At 71.9% G+C, this 17173-nt stretch carries 17 protein-coding genes; 10 read left to right on the forward strand and 7 right to left on the reverse strand.

The annotated features are described in order from the left end of the window. Positions 1–86 precede the first annotated feature (86 nt). Entirely contained in the window at positions 87–1073 is a 987-nt protein-coding gene (locus tag QSK31_RS17325) for a hypothetical protein (protein ID WP_285685071.1), read from the reverse strand. A gap of 57 nt (positions 1074–1130) precedes the next feature. Continuing rightward, positions 1131–1277 carry a hypothetical protein gene (locus tag QSK31_RS17330; RefSeq protein WP_285685073.1) on the reverse strand — a complete coding sequence of 49 codons (147 nt, stop codon included), beginning with the start codon at positions 1275–1277 and terminating at the stop codon, positions 1131–1133. Between the two features lie 10 nt (positions 1278–1287). Here QSK31_RS17330 and QSK31_RS17335 point away from each other — a divergent pair, with 10 nt between their 5' ends. The 3 genes from QSK31_RS17335 to QSK31_RS17345 all read left to right on the forward strand — a co-directional run bounded on the left by QSK31_RS17335 (position 1288) and on the right by QSK31_RS17345 (position 4590). Then, a complete protein-coding gene (locus tag QSK31_RS17335; protein ID WP_285685075.1) occupies positions 1288–2436 on the forward strand; it encodes a DUF3152 domain-containing protein in 1149 nt (382 codons plus the stop codon). Positions 2437–2545: 109 nt separating this feature from the next. Continuing rightward, entirely contained in the window at positions 2546–3727 is a 1182-nt protein-coding gene (gene moeZ, locus QSK31_RS17340) for an adenylyltransferase/sulfurtransferase MoeZ (protein ID WP_285685077.1), read from the forward strand. A 56-nt stretch (positions 3728–3783) separates the two neighbouring features. Beyond that, positions 3784–4590 carry a prenyltransferase/squalene oxidase repeat-containing protein gene (locus QSK31_RS17345; RefSeq protein WP_285685079.1) on the forward strand — a complete coding sequence of 269 codons (807 nt, stop codon included), beginning with the start codon at positions 3784–3786 and terminating at the stop codon, positions 4588–4590. A gap of 242 nt (positions 4591–4832) precedes the next feature. Here QSK31_RS17345 and QSK31_RS17350 read toward each other — a convergent pair whose 3' ends face one another. Next, positions 4833–6077, reverse strand: a complete 1245-nt coding sequence (locus tag QSK31_RS17350) for a glutamate-5-semialdehyde dehydrogenase (RefSeq protein ID WP_285685081.1) — start codon at positions 6075–6077, stop codon at positions 4833–4835. A gap of 16 nt (positions 6078–6093) precedes the next feature. Continuing rightward, positions 6094–7206 carry a glutamate 5-kinase gene (gene proB, locus QSK31_RS17355; RefSeq protein WP_285685083.1) on the reverse strand — a complete coding sequence of 371 codons (1113 nt, stop codon included), beginning with the start codon at positions 7204–7206 and terminating at the stop codon, positions 6094–6096. 60 nt (positions 7207–7266) lie between these two features. On the opposite strand from proB, the gene QSK31_RS17360 reads away from it, so the two are divergent. Then, on the forward strand, positions 7267–7572 hold the full coding sequence (locus QSK31_RS17360; RefSeq protein ID WP_285685087.1) for an MGMT family protein: 306 nt from the start codon (positions 7267–7269) through the stop codon (positions 7570–7572). Positions 7573–7591: 19 nt separating this feature from the next. Here QSK31_RS17360 and QSK31_RS17365 read toward each other — a convergent pair whose 3' ends face one another. Then, a complete protein-coding gene (locus QSK31_RS17365) occupies positions 7592–8983 on the reverse strand; it encodes a gamma-glutamyltransferase (protein WP_285685088.1) in 1392 nt (463 codons plus the stop codon). Positions 8984–9032: 49 nt separating this feature from the next. On the opposite strand from QSK31_RS17365, the gene QSK31_RS17370 reads away from it, so the two are divergent. Next, positions 9033–10364 carry an MFS transporter gene (locus QSK31_RS17370; protein ID WP_285685091.1) on the forward strand — a complete coding sequence of 444 codons (1332 nt, stop codon included), beginning with the start codon at positions 9033–9035 and terminating at the stop codon, positions 10362–10364. Positions 10365–10366: 2 nt separating this feature from the next. Here the strand turns inward: QSK31_RS17370 and QSK31_RS17375 are convergent, their stop codons facing one another. Beyond that, positions 10367–11203 (reverse strand): class I SAM-dependent methyltransferase, encoded by an 837-nt coding sequence (locus QSK31_RS17375; RefSeq protein ID WP_285685094.1) that lies wholly within the window; start codon positions 11201–11203, stop codon positions 10367–10369. 122 nt (positions 11204–11325) lie between these two features. Between QSK31_RS17375 and QSK31_RS17380 the strand changes: the two genes are divergently transcribed. From QSK31_RS17380 to QSK31_RS17400, 5 genes are all read left to right on the forward strand, one after another. After that, a complete protein-coding gene (locus tag QSK31_RS17380; RefSeq protein ID WP_285685096.1) occupies positions 11326–12774 on the forward strand; it encodes a pyridoxal phosphate-dependent decarboxylase family protein in 1449 nt (482 codons plus the stop codon). A gap of 5 nt (positions 12775–12779) precedes the next feature. Further along, positions 12780–13325: an NADH-quinone oxidoreductase subunit B gene (locus QSK31_RS17385; protein WP_285685098.1), complete on the forward strand. Its 546-nt coding sequence runs from the start codon at positions 12780–12782 to the stop codon at positions 13323–13325. A gap of 10 nt (positions 13326–13335) precedes the next feature. Next, a complete protein-coding gene (locus tag QSK31_RS17390) occupies positions 13336–14637 on the forward strand; it encodes a DUF2252 domain-containing protein (protein ID WP_285685100.1) in 1302 nt (433 codons plus the stop codon). Positions 14638–14716: 79 nt separating this feature from the next. Beyond that, complete coding sequence (locus QSK31_RS17395) at positions 14717–15394, forward strand: NADH-quinone oxidoreductase subunit C (protein ID WP_285685102.1); 678 nt, start codon at positions 14717–14719, stop codon at positions 15392–15394. Continuing rightward, a complete protein-coding gene (locus tag QSK31_RS17400; protein WP_285685104.1) occupies positions 15394–16353 on the forward strand; it encodes a complex I subunit 1/NuoH family protein in 960 nt (319 codons plus the stop codon). Before QSK31_RS17395 ends, QSK31_RS17400 begins: the two co-directional genes overlap by 1 nt. On the opposite strand, the gene QSK31_RS17405 is transcribed toward QSK31_RS17400, so the two are convergent. Further along, positions 16346–17161 carry a transglutaminase domain-containing protein gene (locus QSK31_RS17405; RefSeq protein WP_285685105.1) on the reverse strand — a complete coding sequence of 272 codons (816 nt, stop codon included), beginning with the start codon at positions 17159–17161 and terminating at the stop codon, positions 16346–16348. The genes QSK31_RS17400 and QSK31_RS17405 overlap by 8 nt on opposite strands. Positions 17162–17173 lie beyond the last annotated feature (12 nt).

Here is a 17173-nt window from a genome sequence, read left to right on the forward strand (position 1 = left end):
AAGGTCACGCCCAAGGTCGCACCCAAGGCGGCGCCGAAGGTCGTGCCCGGGAAGGCCGCTCCACAGGCTGTCGGGAGCGAGCCCCTTCAGGTCCTGAGCGCACCCGAGGGTGTTACGGCCCGGGTCGACAAGCCCGATGAGCCGCGCGTCGAGGGACCGATGAAGGTCGCCGCGGCCGCCTCCGACAAGCGGCGGTCGACGACGGCGAGCATCCCGGCGCGGAGTTCGACCGAGTCGGGCAGCAGCCAGCGGCGGACCACGGCGCGGGCCAAGTCGGCCGGATCGACCAGTACGCGGTCCGGTTCGGGCACCTCACGGGCGGCGGCCAACAAGACCACCGCCGGCCGCGCCGCGACCCGCTCCACCGGGAAGACGGCGGCCGCCCCGGCGCGCCCGGCGCCATCGAGGCAGCTCAAGCCGGCAGCGGCGAGGACGGCAGCGGCCAAGGCGGCACCTGGCAAGACAGCACCTGGCAAGACAGCACCTGCCAAGGCGACACCTGCCAAGGCGACACCTGTCAAGGCGGCAGCGGTCAAGACGGCGGCGCCTAAGGCGGCACCGAGCAAGACCGCCAAGGCCACGCCGACCAAGGCCACGCCGACCAAGGCCACGCCGACCAAGGCCACGCCGACCAAGGCCACGCCGACCAAGGCCACGGCCAGCAAGGCCGCACGGGCCAGGACGGCAGCGACAAAGGCCACGCCGAGCAAGGCGGCCCCGAGCAAGGCCGCGCCGACGAAGGCAACGCCGACCAAGAGGACGGCCTCGAAGGCGACGGCTACCAAGACGACGGCTACTAAGACGACGGCTACCAAGACGACGGCCACCAAGGCGGCGCCCAGCAAGAGCACGAGGGCGCCGACCAAGAGCACACCGACGAGGACCGCCAAGGCCACCCCGACGCCCAAGTCGGCACAGGCGAAGGCGACACCGTCGAAAGCGGCGGCGCCGGCGAAGCCCGTGCCCGAGAAATCCGCGACGATCCCACCCACCGCGCCCATGGCTCCGGCCGCACCGCCGCCGCCCGCCGCCTGGGCGGCCGCCGCCGCACCGCTCACCTCGGCCGAGCCCACCGTGACGAGCCCGTCCGCGCCTGCGGCGACGAGTCAGTCCGCGCCTGCGGCGACGAGTCAGGCCGCACCTGCGGCGACGAGCCCGTCAGCGCCTGCGGCGACGAGCCCGTCAGCGCCTGCGGCGACGAGCCCGTCAGCGCCTGCGGCGACGAGCCCGTCAGCGCCTGCGGCGACGAGCCAGTCCGCGCCCGCGGCGACCACCACGGCGCACGCTGTGGCCGAGCCGACCGGCCCGGTCGCCGAGGTGGCCGCCGCCATGCCCGACCTGCGGGCCGACACCGCCGAGATCCCTCGCGTCGAGCAGCCCGACGACCGCCGCAGCGGGATCGTGATGCCGACGCTGCGGCCGCCGGTCGAGGAGCCGCCGGATCCGGAGCCCGACCCGGTGCCGGGATTCGGGTACGCCCCGCCCGGCGCCCCGGTGATCCTGCCGCCCGCCGATCCCGGACCGGCGCCGGCCGGAACCCGCTACGGCCGGGAACCGCTCACCCCGGCCGCGCGCAAGGCCCTGCAGCGCCGCCGCCTGGTGGCTCTGATCGCCTTCGTGCTGCTCGCGGTGATCGTGTTGCTGATCGGTCAGTTCGTTCGCGGCGACGACGGCCGGAAGGTGGCGGGGCGCCCGGCCGCCACTGCCGGCCCCGCCGTCGGGATCGGCGAGGCGGCCACCGCGCCGAACGTCGGTCCGACCGTCACCACCCCGGGCGCCGCCACCACGAAGCCGTCCGCCGCGGGTGCCCCGACCGCGGCGGACCAGGCGCCCGCCGACACTGCCAACACCGCCCCGACCAGGGCGGTGCAGGGGAGCGCGAGCGCCTTCACGTTCGTCGCCGGATACGGCCCGGTCCTGGGCGCGTCCGGCACCCTGCGCCGGTTCAAGGTGAGCGTGGAGAAGACGCTCGGCCAGGGCAACGGCGGTGAGTTCGCCGACGAGATCGACCGGACGCTCGGCGACGAGCGTGGCTGGCTGGCCGGTCGGCAGTTCCGCCTCCAGCGGGTGCCCGCGGGGACGGCCAGCGAGTTCACCATCTATCTGGCCGCGCCGAAGACCACCCAGCGGATGTGCAACGCGGCCGGCCTGCGTACCGACGGTTTCACCTCCTGCCGGCTGCCCGGCCAGGTGATCATCAACGATGCCCGCTGGCAGGACGCGGTCCCGGACTACGACGCCCCGCTCGAGACGTACCGGGCGTACGCGCTCAACCACGAGGTCGGACATCAGCTGGGCTACGGCCACGAGAGCTGCCCGGGCCGGGGCAAGCCGGCGCCGGTGATGATGCAGCAGACGTACGGTTTGAGGGGCTGTGTCGCGAACGCCTGGCCGTTCATCGACGGGCGGCGTTACGCCGGTCCACCGACCGCCTGAGCTTTATTCCCCATCCCGCATGTCGGGCCGGTGGCCCACGTCATGCCCCTTCCCGCGCGGAACGAGCAACAATGGGTGAGCATCTGACCGCCCACCCGGGGAGTGAACCGTGTCCTTGCCCCCGCTCGTCGAGCCCGCCGCCGATCTCTCCGTCGATGAGATCCGCCGTTACTCGCGCCACCTGATCATCCCGGACGTCGGGATGGACGGGCAGAAGCGTTTGAAGAACGCCAAGGTGCTCGCCGTCGGCGCCGGTGGCCTCGGGTCACCCGCGCTGCTCTATCTGGCCGCGGCCGGTGTCGGCACGCTCGGCATCATCGACTTCGACACGGTCGACGAGTCCAACCTCCAGCGCCAGATCATCCACGGCGTCTCGGATGTGGGCCGGCCCAAGGCGGAGTCGGCGGCCGACAGCATTCGCGAGGTCAACCCGCTGGTGAACGTGATCATCCACAACACGACGTTGGACAACGACAACGTGATGGAGATCTTCAGCCAGTACGACCTGATCGTCGACGGCACCGACAACTTCGCCACGCGCTACATGGTCAACGACGCGGCGGTGCTGCTCGGCAAGCCGTACGTCTGGGGGTCGATCTACCGCTTCGACGGTCAGGCGTCGGTCTTCTGGGCCGAGCACGGCCCCTGCTACCGCTGCCTCTACCCGGAGCCCCCGCCGCCCGGCATGGTTCCCAGCTGCGCCGAGGGCGGCGTGCTGGGCGTGCTCTGCGCGTCGATCGGGTCAATCCAGGTCAACGAGGCGATCAAGCTGCTCACCGGCATCGGCGAGCCGCTGGTCGGCAAGCTGATGGTGTACGACGCCCTGGAGATGGAGTACCGCAAGATCAAGGTCCGGAAGGACCCCGATTGCGTGCTCTGCGGCCCGAACGCCACACAGACCGAGCTGCTGGAGGACTACGAGGACTTCTGCGGCGCCGTCTCCGACGAGGCGCAGGAGGCCACGCTCAACGCGACCATCACGGCGCGCGAGCTGAAGGACTGGCAGGACTCCGGCAAGGACGTGTTCCTGGTCGACGTCCGCGAGCCCGCCGAGTTCGAGATCGTCCGCATCCCGGGCTCCACGCTGATCCCCAAGGGCGAGATCCTGTCCGGCGAGGCGCTGTCCCGTTTCCCGCAGGACCGCCAGATCGTGCTGCACTGCAAGTCGGGCGTACGAAGCGCGGAGGCGCTCGCCGCCCTGAAGGCCGCGGGCTTCAAGGACGCGGTCCACGTCCAGGGCGGCGTGGTGTCCTGGGTCAACACGGTCGACCCGAGCCTGCCTTCGTACTGATCTTGCCGGTAGGACGGGGGAAGCGGAACCGCTGAAGCGGCGGTACCGTCAGGCCCGTGGTGGACATCGATGGTGCGATCCGGTACGTGATCGCGCAGGGTGATCCGGTCGAGCGAGCGCGGCTGTCGTTCCTCCGGACAGGCGCGCCGCCCCCGCCGCACATCATCGAGCGCATCGGCGCCGGCCAGACCGCGAGCGGCGGCTGGCCGGCCTCGGGCGACGGAACGGTCCCGTCGGTGGACGCGACCTGCTTCCGGCTCGGTGAGCTGGACGACCTGGGTGGCCTGCACGGCCCCGAGGTGGAGCGGGCGCTGGCTTGGCTGGCGACGGCCCAGCGTGCGGACGGCACCTGGCAGGAGGACGAGTCGCTCGCCGGGGAGGCCCCCGAGTGGGCCCGCCCGGGCGACCCGGAGGCGACGCTCTACCTGACGGCGATGGCCGGTTTCTGGCTGACCGTGGCCGAGGTGGAGACGCACCCGCACTACGAGGCCCCGGCCCGGCACGCGTCGGTGCTCAACGCGGCGGCCCGGTGGACGGTGTCGCAGCTGCGCCCCGACGGCACCTGGCCGTCGTTCCTGGCGGCCGGCTGGCACCTGGCCGGCCTGCTGCACGGCGAGCAGTTCTTCTACGAGTCGGCCCGCGTCCAGCTGGTCCTGGGCGACCGCTTGGGCGACATGTCGCCGGCCGACGTGGCCGCGATGGCCGCCGCCCTGCGCCGGCTCAACCTGGGCGACGACTGGCTGTTGCAGAGCGCCCGCAAACGGCTGGCCGAGACGCAGCGCACGGACGGCGGCTGGGACAGCGACGAGGGCCCGATCTTCGACGTCCACACAACGCTGATCGCCATCCGCGCCTGCCGCTGACCTGCCCGGCCCGCGCCCTGCCCTGCCCGGCCCGCGCCCTGCCCGGCCCGCGCCCAGCCCGGCCAGCGCCCCGGCCAGCGCCCCGGCCCGCGCCCTGCCCGGCCAGCGCCCCGCCTCGGCCCGCGCCCAGCCCTGCCCGCGCCCAGCCCAGCCCGCGCCCCACCCGTGGGCCGGACCGGGCCGTAATAAGCAGAACGAACGTTCTTTCCTCAAGGGAAAGAACGTTCGTTCTCTTTGCTACGTCAGCGAGTGTGACCGTTCCCCGTGACGATGTACTTCGTCGAGGTCAGCTCCGGGAGTCCCATCGGACCGCGGGCGTGCAGTTTCTGCGTGCTGATGCCGATCTCGGCGCCGAAACCGAACTCCCCGCCGTCCGTGAAGCGCGTCGAGGCGTTGATCATGACCGCGGCGGCGTCGACGCGGGCGGCGAAGCGGCGGGTCGCGACGAGGGACTCGCTGACGATGGCCTCGGTGTGCCCGGTGCCGTAGTGCCGGATGTGGTCGAGCGCGTCGTCGATCGAGTCGACCACGGCCACCGCGAGGTCCGCCGACAGGTATTCCTTGCCCCAGTCTTCATCGGTTGCCGGGAGCACCTCGGCGGAGGCCTCCTGCACCCGCGCGTCGCCGTGGACCGTGACGCCCCGGTTGATCAGCTCGGGGAGCACCAGCGGCAGGAACGCGTCGGCGATCGCCGCGTGCACCAGCAGCGACTCGGCCGTGTTGCAGGTGGAGAGGCGCTGGGTCTTCGAGTTGACCGTGACGGCGAGCGCCTTCTCCAGGTCGGCGTGCTCGTCGACGTACACATGGCAGTTGCCGACCCCGGTCTCGATCACCGGGACCGTGCTCTCCTCCACCACGGTCTTGATCAGCGAGGCCCCGCCTCGCGGGATCAGCACGTCGACCAGCCCGCGCGCCCGCATCAGCTCCTTCACCGAGTCGCGCGTGGTGGCGTCGAGCAGTTGCAGGGAGTCGGCCGGCAGCCCGGCGTCGGCGACTGCCTTGCGCAGCACCGAGACGATCGCCGCGTTGGAGCTGAACGCCGAGCCGGAGCCGCGCAGCAGCGCCGCGTTGCCGGACTTGAGGCAGATGCCCGCCGCGTCCGCTGTCACGTTGGGCCGGCCCTCGTAGATGATGCCGACGACCCCGAACGGCACCCGCACCTGCCGCAGTTCCAGCCCGTTGGCCAGGGTCGAGCCGCGCACCACGTCGCCGACCGGGTCGGGCAGACCGGCCAGGTCGCGCAGCTGGGCGGCCATCGCACCGACCCGTTCGACGGTCAGGGTCAGCCGGTCGATCATCGCCTCGGACTGGCCGCCCTCGCGGGCGTTGCGCACGTCCACCTCGTTGGCGGCGACGATGTCGTCGGCGCGTTCCACGAGCCGGTCGGCCATGAGCAGCAGCGCCGCGTCCTTCTCCGCGCGGGTCGCGGCCGCCAGGTCGATGGCGGCGATCCGGGCGTCCGTTGCCTGCTGCGTCACGGTGCTCATGAGTGTCAAAACCCTTCTACAGGAGTACGAGGTCGTCGCGGTGCACGACCTCACGTTCGTATCCGGGGCCGAGCGCCGCGGCCAGTTCGGGCGTGGACCGGCCGAGCAGCGCGGGCAGTTCGACCGCGTCGTAGTTGACCAGTCCCCGGGCGACCGGCGCGCCGGATCCGGCGTCCACCAAATCTACGGGGTCGCCGGCGGCGAAGGAGCCGTCGACGGCGGTGATCCCGGCGGGCAGCAGCGACTTGCGCCGTGCGACGACGGCGGCGACCGCGCCGGGGTCGAGGTGCAGGCGGCCGCGGGGGCTGGTGGCGTGCGCGAGCCAGAACAGCCTGGCGGTCGGGCGTTTCGCGGCAGCAGAGAAGAAGGTCCCGATCTCTTCCCCGCCGACGGCCTCAGCCGCCAGTGGGGCGGACGTCAGCACGACGGGGATCCCGAAGCCGGTGGCGATCCGCGCCGCCTCCACCTTGGTGACCATGCCCCCGGTGCCCACGCCGGCCTTCCCCGTGCCACCAACTGATATTTCGGACAAGTCGGATTCATCGCGGACGACAGCGATCCGCCGCGCATGCGGCGACGACGGAGAAGCCGTGTACAGCGCGTCCACGTCGGACAGCAGAACCAGGAGGTCGGCCTGGACGAGGGCGGCCACCAGCGCCGCCAGCCGGTCGTTGTCGCCGAACCGGATCTCCTCGGTGGCGACCGTGTCGTTCTCGTTGACGATCGGCAGGGCGCCGAGGTCGAGCAGTTTGCGCAGCGTCCGGTACGCGTTCCGGTAGTGCGCCCGCCGCGTCACGTCGTCCACGGTGAGCAGGACCTGCCCCACCGTCAGCCCGTGGCGGGCGAAGCCGGCCGCGTACCGCCCGATCAGGAGCCCTTGCCCCACCGAGGCCGCGGCCTGCTGCGTGGCCAGGTCGCGCGGACGCCGGGGGAGGTTGAGCGGGCTCAGTCCCGCGGCGATCGCGCCGCTGGAGACCAGCACCACCTCGCGCCCGCCGGTGGCCAGCCTGCCCAGCACGTCGACGAGGGCGTCGACGCGCTGGTCGTCGATCCCGCCGGACGCCGTGGTCAGCGAGGACGACCCCACCTTGACCACGATCCGGCGCGCCTCGGTCACCGCTTCGCGCACCCGCTCATTCTGCTCGCCCGGCGGCCGCCACCTGCGCCGAGATCCCATATGGTGGCCCAGGTGACACCGCAGGAGTACGTCGAAGAGGTCCTCACGCTGGTGGAGAGCATCCCGGAGGGCCGGGTGATGTCCTACGGGGCGATCGCCGACGTGCTGGCGGACCGCTCGGGCCGCAACTCCGCCCGCCAGGTCGGCACGATCATGGCCCGGCACGGCGGTTCGGTCCCGTGGCACCGCGTGGTGGCGAGTTCGGGCCGCCTGGTCCCTGGCCACGAGCAGGAGGCCCGCCAGCGGTTGCTCTCCGAGGGTGTGCCGTTCGCGAAGGAGCACGTCGACATGAAGCGCGCGGCCTGGCTTCCGGACTAGGAGAGGCCTGGCTTCCGGACTAGGAGAGCAGCAGCCCGACCCCGCCGCGGCGTGGGTCGCCGGCCGCGCCACCGGCGCCGACTGCTGTCACACCGCCGAAATAGTGGTTCATTTCGGACCAGCGATTGATCGTCCATCCCGCGTCCGCCAAAGCCGACAGGTCGGCGTCTTCCACGCCCGGCTCGGCGTGCACCGTGTCGTCGACGACGTGGAAGCGGGGCCGGGCGATCGCCGACGCCAGGTCCAGCCCGTCCACCAGCACCCCGAGCAGCGTGTCGATCAGCGCCGTGCGGATCCGGGACGCGCCCGCCGACCCGGCCGCCACGATCAGCCGGTCCTGGTCGTCGATGACCACGAGCGGGCACATGTTCGACGACATCCGCCGGCCGGGCGCCAGGTCAGCGGTGATGAGTTCGCCCTCGCCGAGCATCGAGTTGAGGTTGACGCCCAGCCCGGGCAGCCAGACGGCGGAGCCCAGCCCGAGCGTCGTGGTGATCACGCAGGAGTTGCCCTCGGCGTCCACCACGGACACGTTCGTGGTGTCGCCGATCTTCTGCCGCCCCTGGTCGCGCAACGCGGACGCCAGCGCCACCGGGGTCACCCGTTCGGGCAACGCCGCGATCGTGTCCACGGTCCGGCTCAGGTCGTGCCGCGCCCGCACCCGGTAGCCGTTCAGCGTCGCGTGGTCGACCGAGGTCTCCCGCACCTGATAGGAGGCCAGGTCGCGGGGCCCGAGCGCCCCGCCCGCCGCCCGCACCGCGTCGACCGTCGTCCGGGCGAACGCGCCGGTGTAGAACGCCGCCGGTCCCTCGTCGGCCAGCCCTTCCAGCGCCGTCGCCAGCCCCGGGTGGAAGAGCAGGTCGCCGCCCCCGAGCAGCTTCCCGTTCGGGGTGTAATAAGCAGCCCCTTCGCCGTACGCCAGAGCGGGCTCGCACGACACCAGGGTCCGCGCCTGCGCGGCCGGTAGGACCACCCCGGTCTTCGCCAGCGCGACGGCCGGCGCCACGACGGACGCCCACGGCAGCCGCCCCCACCGCCGATGCACCTCGCCGCAGCCCGCGGGCACTCCCGGCACGGCCACGCTGGCGCCGCCGATCTCGTACACCTGCGGCACCCCGCCGAAGAAGACGTCCACCTTCACCATCGGCCCGGCCCGCCGGTCGCCGTCGGTGCCCGGCACCGACACGAAGAAGTCGAGACAGGTGACCTCGCCGGTGGCCGCGTCGAAGTAGGTGGCGAACCCGCCGCCGCCCAGCCCGGTGTAGATCGTCTCGGCGACGCAGCAGGTCAGCACCGCCGCGACCGCCGCGTCCGCCGCCGTGCCGCCCTCCCGGAGGATCCGCAGCCCGACCTCGGCGGTCACCGGATGGGCCGCGGCCACGCCGGGCACCGCCGGACTCAGCTCGCTCATCGGACGAACTGTAGGCGTGATGTGGGCATGATCGATAACATCCGCGTCCATGACGGTCGCCGGTCCCTCTGCGGGAGTACCCCGCCGCACGCTGGCCGGATACGCCCTCGGTTCGCTGGTCACCGGCGCTTTCGGAACGGTCCCCGGGCTGCTCCTGCTGCCCTATCTCACCGACACGCTCGGCGTCGCTGCCGGTGTCGCGGGCCTGCTGGTGCTGCTGCCGAAGGCCTGGGATGTGCTGTTCAACCCGGTGGCCGGCCGGATCTCCGACCGTCGCGGGGATCGCCGCCCGTTCCTGCTGGGTGCCGGCCTGCTGCTCGCCGTGCTGTTCACGCTGATCTTCGCGGGCCCGTTCGGCACGGGGGCGGCCGCCGGTCCGTACGTCACGATCGCCTTCCTCGCCGCCGCGACCGCGTACGCGTTCTTCCAGGTCCCCTACGTCGCGATGCCCGCCGAGCTGACCGACGGCTACGCCGAGCGCACCCGCCTGATGACCTGGCGGGTGGCGGTCCTCGCGCTGGCGATCCTGATCTCGGGCGCGCTGGCCCCGCTGGTCGTCGAGCAGACGGGAGGCGGCCTGACCGGCCACCGGTGGTCCGGCGCGTTCGTCGGCGCGCTCATCGTCGTGGGCACGCTGGGTGTCTTCCTGGGTACGCGGAAAGCGTCGTCCCGCGCGCCCGAGCAGACCGAGCCCAGCCTGCGCGCCCAGCTGCGCCTGGTCGCGGCGAGTGGCCCGTTCCGTGTGCTGCTGCTCTGCTGGGTGATCCAGGCCGCGGGCATCGCCACCATGCTGGCCGGCGTGCAGTATTTCGCCGACCACATCGTGGCCCGCGACGGCGCCGCCACGTTCCTGTTCGCCGCGTTCGTCGGCCCCGCTCTGCTGGTCATGCCCCTGTGGACCCGGACGGGCACGCGTCTGGGCAAGCGCCGCAGCCTGATCGCCGCGAGCCTCCTCTACGCCGTCGGCGCGCTGCTGCTGATCCCCGCGACGGCCGGCCCGCCCGTCATGGTTTACCTGGTCACCGCCCTGATCGGCGTCGGCTACGCGGGCCAGCAGGTCTTCGCGATGGCGATGTTGCCCGACTGCATCGCCCGCGAGACCGAACGCACCGGCCGTCGTCAGGCGGGCGTCTTCACCGGCGTCTGGACCGCGGGCGAGACCTTCGGCCTGGCGCTGGGTCCGGGCCTGTACGCCGCGGTCCTGCAGATCTCCGGCTACGTCTCGTCGTCGACCGGCGAGGCCGCCGCCCAGTCGTCGACGGCCCGCCTCGGCGTCCTGCTCGGTTTCACGATCGTGCCGGCCGTGCTCGTGGCGGCCGGGCTGATGCTGATCCGCCGCTACCCGGACGACGCCCTGAGCAGGCAGCCGGGGACCGGGTAGAACTACCGGCGGGGACCGGTGCAGAGAAAAGCGCCCATGACGATCGGACTGATCAGCCCGCCTCCCTGCCGATCGACCGATTCGGCCGCTACCTGCTCCGCGGCTTCGACGAGGCCGGTCTCGTCGATCTCTGTCCGCCGGGAGGCGGCGCGGAATCGTCCTGTGGTGCGGTACGCGGAGACCAGGGCCGCCGCGTCCGGGAAGACCTGATGGTCGCGAAACGTGTGGAGCCGGACGTCGTGGTAAGCCCTCCGCAGCACCCTTTCGCCGTTGCGCAGGGAGAAGGTCGACGGTTCCTCCGGCTCGGCGGCGAACCCGATCCGTTCCAATGCCGCACGGTGCAGGTCGATGACCGCCACCGGAATGTCGTCGGCATTCGTGGTGGCCACCAGGGTGCCCGACGGGCGTGTGACGCGTGCGAGCTCTCGCACGCCCCGGTCGATGTCGGGCAGGTGATAGAGGACGTGATTGGCGAGGACGAGATCGAAGCCGTCCGCGCCGAACGGCAGGGCCTGGATGTCGGCGACCTGTGTCTCGACCGGCAGGCCCTGCTCAGCGGCGGCCTCGGCGATCGTTTCGAGCATGCCGCCGAAGAGGTCGGTGGCGACGACGCGGGCCGGCGTGCCCGCGAGCCGATGGGCGACAGGCAACGCGAACCGCCCGACGCCGGCGCCCGCGTCGAGCACATCCCGGACGGCGCCGAGTTCGATGTGATCGAGGACCCACTCGACGAAACCCTTGCCGCTCAGCGGTACGGCGTAGGTCCGCTGCCGGTCACGCAGAAGAGCGGGATCCTCGTAGTAGGTCCGGAGGTTCTCCGGCGTCGCTTCGCTGTGCAAACCATGACCTTCCAGCGCGTGGCAACGGGGCCGTTCACCACGGTATCCCGGTCGTGGCCGGAGCCTCAGCCGCGATACGTTTCCTTCAGCGCGAGGACAAGCAGCTGGGATAGCGTCCTGACATGATCGATGCGCTGCCGGCCACCGGTGTTTCCGCCGCCCAGGTGCTGGCCGAGCTGCGCGAGTTGCGAGCGGCCGATCTGCCCACGCACGGCGGCCGGCTGTTCGCGTACGTCTACGACCCCGCCGTCCCCGGGCTGGACGAGCTCGCGCACGCCGCGTACGCCCTCTCGGCGCACGTCAACGGTCTGGACCCGACCGCCTTCCCCTCGCTGCTCGCGATGGAGAACGCGCTGGTCGGCGCGGCGGCGCGGCTGCTCGGCGGCACCAGCGAGACGGTCGGGACGGTGACCAGCGGCGGCACCGAGTCGCTGCTGCTCGCGGTGAAGGCGGCCCGGGACGCCCGCCCGGAGCTCGACCGGCCACGGCTGGTGGTGCCGTCCACCGCGCACGCCGCGTTCGCCAAGGCCGCCCACTACCTGCGGGTCGAGCTGGACGTGGTGCCGGTCCGCGCCGACCTGACGGCCGATCCGGCGGGGATGGCGGCGGCGATCCGCTACGAGACCGTGCTGGTGGTGGCGTCCGCGCCGTCGTACGCGCACGGGGTGATCGACCCGGTGGCGGAGATCGCCGAGGCCGCGGCGCGCCTGGACGTGCGCTGCCACGTGGACGCCTGTTTCGGCGGCTGGGTGCTGCCCTACCTGCGCCGGCTGGGCGCCGAGCTGCCGGCCTTCGACCTGTCCGTGCCGGGTGTCACGAGCATCTCGGTCGACCTGCACAAGTACGCGTACGCGCCGAAGGGTGTCTCCGTCCTGCTGCACCGTGACCAGGCGTTGCGGCTGCCGCAGTACTTCGCGTACGCGGACTGGCCGGGCTACACGATGATCAACCCGGGCGTCTCGTCCACCCGCTCCGGCGGCCCGATCGCGGCCGCGCTGGCCGTGCTGCGGCACCTGGGCGACGCCGGCTATCTCGACCTGGCGCGCGAGACCCGCGAGGCGGTGGTCACTCTGGCTGCCGCGGTGCAGGCCACTGATGGGGTACGCCTGTACGCGCCGACCGAGACCACGGTGGTCTGCCTGACGACCGACGAGGGCGTGGACCCGTTCGTGCTGGCCGACGAGCTGGCCGCCCGTGGCTGGCACACGCAGCCGCAGATGGCGTACGGGAAGATCCCGCCGACCATCCACCTGACCGTGACGGCCGCGGTCCGCCCGACCACCCCGGCGTTCGCGTCCGACCTGGCCGACGCGGTGGCGGCGACCCGCGCCCGCGGTCCGGTGGAGCTGCCCGCCGATCTGCTGGCGACGGCCGGCGCGCTGACCCCGTCGGCGGTGACCCCGCAGCTGGTGGCCGGCCTGGCCGCGGGTCTGGGCCTGACCGACGGCGCCGTCGGCCCGATGGCCACGGTCAACACCCTGCTGAACGTGGCTCCGCCGCCCTTGCGCGAGGCGCTGCTGACCGGCTTCCTGAGCCTGCTTCAGCGCCCGCCTTCGCAGGGCGTACTTTAAAAGCCGTGGCCTTGCCTGGAGTTCTCGGAGAGCCCATCCGGTTCGTGCTGAACTGGGGGCGCCGCTACTCGCTGTGGGTCTTCAACTTCGGCCTGGCGTGCTGCGCGATCGAGTTCATCGCGTCCAGCATGGGCCGGCACGATTTCATGCGTCTCGGCGTGATCCCGTTCGCGCACGGCCCCCGGCAGGCCGACCTGATGGTGGTCTCGGGCACGGTCACCGACAAGATGGCGCCCGCGATCAAGCGCCTGTACGACCAGATGCCCGAGCCCAAGTACGTGATCTCGTTCGGCTCCTGCTCCAACTGCGGTGGCCCGTACTGGGACTCGTACTCGGTGACCAAGGGCGTCGACCAGCTGATCCCGGTGGACGTCTACGTCCCGGGCTGCCCGCCGCGGCCCGAGGCGCTGCTGCACGGCATCCTGCGCCTTCAGGAGAAGATCGCCGCCGAGCAGTCCGGCCCCGGCGGCGTGCACCGCCCCGATCCACTTCGCGACTCGGCCTCGTTGTCTGCCCCGATGGTCGTGCCACCGGCGGCATCCGGGGGCTAATCTCCGGTTCATGAGTGATCAGTCCCGAGCGGACTTCATCATCGAGGTGCTGTCCCGCGAGTTCGGCGAGCTCATGGCACAGGACCCGGCCGCGTTCCGGCGCAAGTTCCGGAAGATGGCCGCCACGCCGTTCGCCTTCTACCGCGGCAGCGCCTCGCTGTTCTACGCAGACCTGACCGGCGCCTACGCCGACGACCGCTTCCTCGACGAGCGGACCAGCCGGGTGTGGATCCACGGCGACCTGCACGCCGAGAACTTCGGCACCTACATGAACGCCTCCGGCCAGCTGGTCTTCAACGTCAACGACTTCGACGAGGCGTACGTCGGGCCGTTCTCCTGGGACCTGAAGCGGTTCTGCGCCAGCGTCGCGCTGATCGGGTACGCCAAGGCCCTCTCCGACGATGTGATCACCGGCCTGGTCCGGACGTTCGCCGAGTCCTACCTGACCGAGCTGCGCGCGATCGCGGCCGGTGGCGACGACGCGATCGGCTCGATCACGCTGAGGACCGCGGACGGCGTGCTGCGCGAGGTGCTGCAGGAGGCACGTCTGAACACCCGGGTGGACCTGCTCTCCCAGCAGACCACGATCGACAACTACGAGCGGCGGTTCTCGGTCGGCGACGGCGTCTTCGAGGTCGACGAGGAGACCGGTGCGGCCGTCCGGGAGGCGTTCGAGCGCTACCTGACCACGCTGCCCGCCGCGACCCGGCCGGTGTCCACCAACATCAAGGACATCAAACTGCGCAAGGGCGTCGGCATCGGGTCGGCCGGGCTGCCGTCGTACAACATGCTGCTCGAGGGGCACACCGAGGCGCTCGAGAACGACGTGGTCATCTACATGAAGCAGGCGCAGGTGCCGGCCGTGGCCCGCTGGATCGACGACGACCGGGTGCGCGCGTACTTCAAGCACCAGGGCCACCGGACCGCCGAGTCGCAGCTCGCTCTGCAGGCGCACGCCGACCCGTGGGTGGGCTACACCGAGCTGTACGGCGTCGGTCAGCTGGTGGCCGAGGTGTCGCCGTACGCCGCCGACCTGGACTGGGCCGACGTGAACGAGCAGGACGAGCTGACCGGTGTGGTCGCCGACCTGGGCCGCGCGGTGGCCCGGATGCACTCGGTGGCCGACGACGAGTCCAGCCACGACCTGGTCGACTTCTCCACCGAGGAGGCCATCGTCGCGGTCGTCGACTCCGACTCCGAGGGCTTCATCACGCACCTGGTCGAGTTCGCCCACAAATATGGCGACCAGGCCCGCGAGGACCACCAGGACTTCGTCGACCTGTTCCGCAACGGACGGCTCCCCGGGCTGTGATGCTACCGACGCCTGGTCCTTCGGACGGCGTGGAGAATCCGCCGCTTTTGCAAGCGTAGCGGACGCATAGGATGCGTCCATGACGCCCGAAGAGGTCGGCGAGCGACTCGTCGCACTGCTGGCGGAAGAACCCGCGCCCGCCCCCGTGGTCACCACGGCGATCTCCGCGCCGGCTGCCGACGCGGCCGACGCGGCCAACGCGGAAGCCGCTTCGGAGGCCGGCGAGGTCACCGCGAGCGTGTCCGGTGGCGGCGAGGGCCACGCACGAGCGGTGGTCGACGTGCCGGTCGCCCGCTGGTGGCAGGCGGCCCGGGCCGCGCACGATCCGGGCGCGCTGGGCTGCGACTTCTTCGACTGGCTCTCCGCGGTGGACGAGTCGGACGACGAGTTCGCGGTGGTCGCCCACCTGTGGTCCAGCAAGCGCCGGCACGGGCTGCTGCTGCGCGCCCGGGTGCCCAAGGACAACCCGGTGGTGGAGACGATCACCGACCTCTATCCGGGCGCGACCTGGCACGAACGCGAGACGTACGAGATGTTCGGCATCGCCTTCGCCCGGCACCCCGACCTGCGGCCGCTGCTCCTGCCGCCGGGCTTCGAGGGGCACCCGCTGCGCAAGGAGTTCGTGCTGGCCTCGCGGGTGGCCAAGGCCTGGCCGGGGGCGAAGGAGCCGGGCGAGTCCGAGGCCGGCGGTCCGGCCAAGCGCGCGCCGATGCGGCCGCCCGGCGTGCCCGCGCCCGGTGAGTGGGGTCCGCGCTGATGCCGCTGTGGCTCGACCTCGCCGTCCGGGTCGTCGCGGTCGTCCTCGGTTTCCTCGTGCTGCCGCTGGTCGTCGGCCAGACCGAGCACAAGGTGATGGCGCACATGCAGTCCCGCCTCGGCCCGATGTACGCGGGCGCCTTCCACGGCTGGGCGCAGCTGATCGCCGACGGCGTGAAGTTCGTGCAGAAGGAGGACATCACGCCACGGGCGGCCGACGGGACGGTGTTCCGGCTGGCCCCGCTGGTCGCGCTGTTCCCGTACCTCCTGGTGTTTCTCGCCCTGCCGCTCGGACCCGGCGGCCTGGTCGCCCAGGCCATGGACATCGGCCTGTTCTTCGTGCTGGCCGTGCTCGGCGTCGGCGTGGTGGCCGTGCTGATGTCCGCCTGGGCGTCGGCGAACAAGTACAGCCTGCTCGGCGGCCTGCGCGGCGCGGCTCAGCTGCTCGGGTACGAGCTGCCGCTGGTGCTCGCCGCGGCCAGCGTGGCGATGGCCGCCGGCACGCTCAGCCTGCCCGGCATCGTCGAGGCGTGGCGGCCGTGGTGGCTGCTCTGGCAGCTGCCCGCGGCGATCGTCTTCTTCATCGCCGGCGTCGCCGAGATCCGCCGGCCCCCGTTCGACATGCCGATCGCCGACTCCGAGCTGGTCTTCGGCTACATGACCGAGTACACCGGCCTGCGGTTCGCGTTCTTCCTGCTCGCCGAGTACGTCGGCATCGTGGTGATCTCCGCGCTGACCACGATCCTGTTCCTCGGCGGCTGGCACGGCCCGTTCGCCGAGCACCTGGGCTGGCTGTGGACGCTGGCCAAGACGTTCGCCGTGGCCTTCGTGATCATCTGGATGCGGGTGACCTTCCCGCGCCTGCGTGAGGACCAGCTGCAACGGCTGTGCTGGCTGGTCCTCGTGCCGGTCGCGCTCGGCCAGCTGGTGCTGACCGCGGTGGTCAAGGTGCTCACCTGAACGATTCGGTCCGGTTCCGCACGGCGTTGAAGACCTTGCCGGGTACGCGGATCCGCTCGTCGGCCGCCGTGTCGATCCCGCCCGCGGCCAGCCGGTCGAAGAACTCCCGGTCCGGATCCTGTCCGGGTTCCGGCATCGTGCCCCAGCAGTCCCACGGCAGCGCCTCGGCGCCGTCCAGCGCCGCCGCGTCCCGGATCATGTTGCCCGCGATCCACCAGTAGCCCGCGCCGGTTCCGGTCAGCCCGAACGTCGCCGGATCGTCCCGCCCTTCCCGGCACCGCCGCCAGGCGTCTCCCGCGACGACGAAGCGGTCCGGGCCGACGTCGGTGATGTCGAAGCCGACCTGGAAGCTGCGCCGGTTTACCTCGTCGAGCTGGGCGTCGAGCAACCGCCACCGGGTGCCGTCGTGGAACTCGGCCACCCAGTGGTCCTCCTTCATCGGCCCGAAGTAGGCGCCGAAGCCGCACCGCGCCCGGGCCGGCACCCCCGCGTGCCGCAGCAGCGTGACCGCCAGCACGGTGTAGCCCCGGCAGTTGGTGGCGACCCGCTCGCCGGGCTCCCGGGCCACGTCCAGCGCCCGCGGGTCCTTGTCGTTGATCACCCCGAGCAGATCCGACACCTTCCGCAGATGCACGGTCTGCTTCTGCTCGTCGGTCATGGTCACGCCGTAGGAATCCAGCAGGAACTCATGGATCACCAGCCCCTGCACCACCCGCGCGACCCCGCCCGCGTCCCCCGGCAGCCCGTCCAGCAGACCCTTGAACTCCCCGGGGTCGGTCATCATCCCGGGCTCGATGTAGTCGCTCATGCCGACCACGAA

The organism is Actinoplanes sp. NBRC 103695 (genome assembly GCF_030269485.1).
GTDB lineage: Bacteria > Actinomycetota > Actinomycetes > Mycobacteriales > Micromonosporaceae > Actinoplanes.

Excerpts from the sequence above, each read along its gene's own strand:
- QSK31_RS17400 (WP_285685104.1), top strand. The coding sequence starts at position 15,394 with ATGCCGCTGTGGCTCGACCTCGCCGTCCGGGTCGTCGCGGTCGTCCTC.
- QSK31_RS17370 (WP_285685091.1), top strand. The coding sequence starts at position 9,033 with ATGACGGTCGCCGGTCCCTCTGCGGGAGTACCCCGCCGCACGCTGGCC.
- QSK31_RS17405 (WP_285685105.1), bottom strand. The coding sequence starts at position 17,161 with ATGAGCGACTACATCGAGCCCGGGATGATGACCGACCCCGGGGAGTTC.
- QSK31_RS17365 (WP_285685088.1), bottom strand. The coding sequence starts at position 8,983 with ATGAGCGAGCTGAGTCCGGCGGTGCCCGGCGTGGCCGCGGCCCATCCG.
- QSK31_RS17380 (WP_285685096.1), top strand. The coding sequence starts at position 11,326 with ATGATCGATGCGCTGCCGGCCACCGGTGTTTCCGCCGCCCAGGTGCTG.
- QSK31_RS17390 (WP_285685100.1), top strand. The coding sequence starts at position 13,336 with ATGAGTGATCAGTCCCGAGCGGACTTCATCATCGAGGTGCTGTCCCGC.
- QSK31_RS17395 (WP_285685102.1), top strand. The coding sequence starts at position 14,717 with ATGACGCCCGAAGAGGTCGGCGAGCGACTCGTCGCACTGCTGGCGGAA.
- QSK31_RS17350 (WP_285685081.1), bottom strand. The coding sequence starts at position 6,077 with ATGAGCACCGTGACGCAGCAGGCAACGGACGCCCGGATCGCCGCCATC.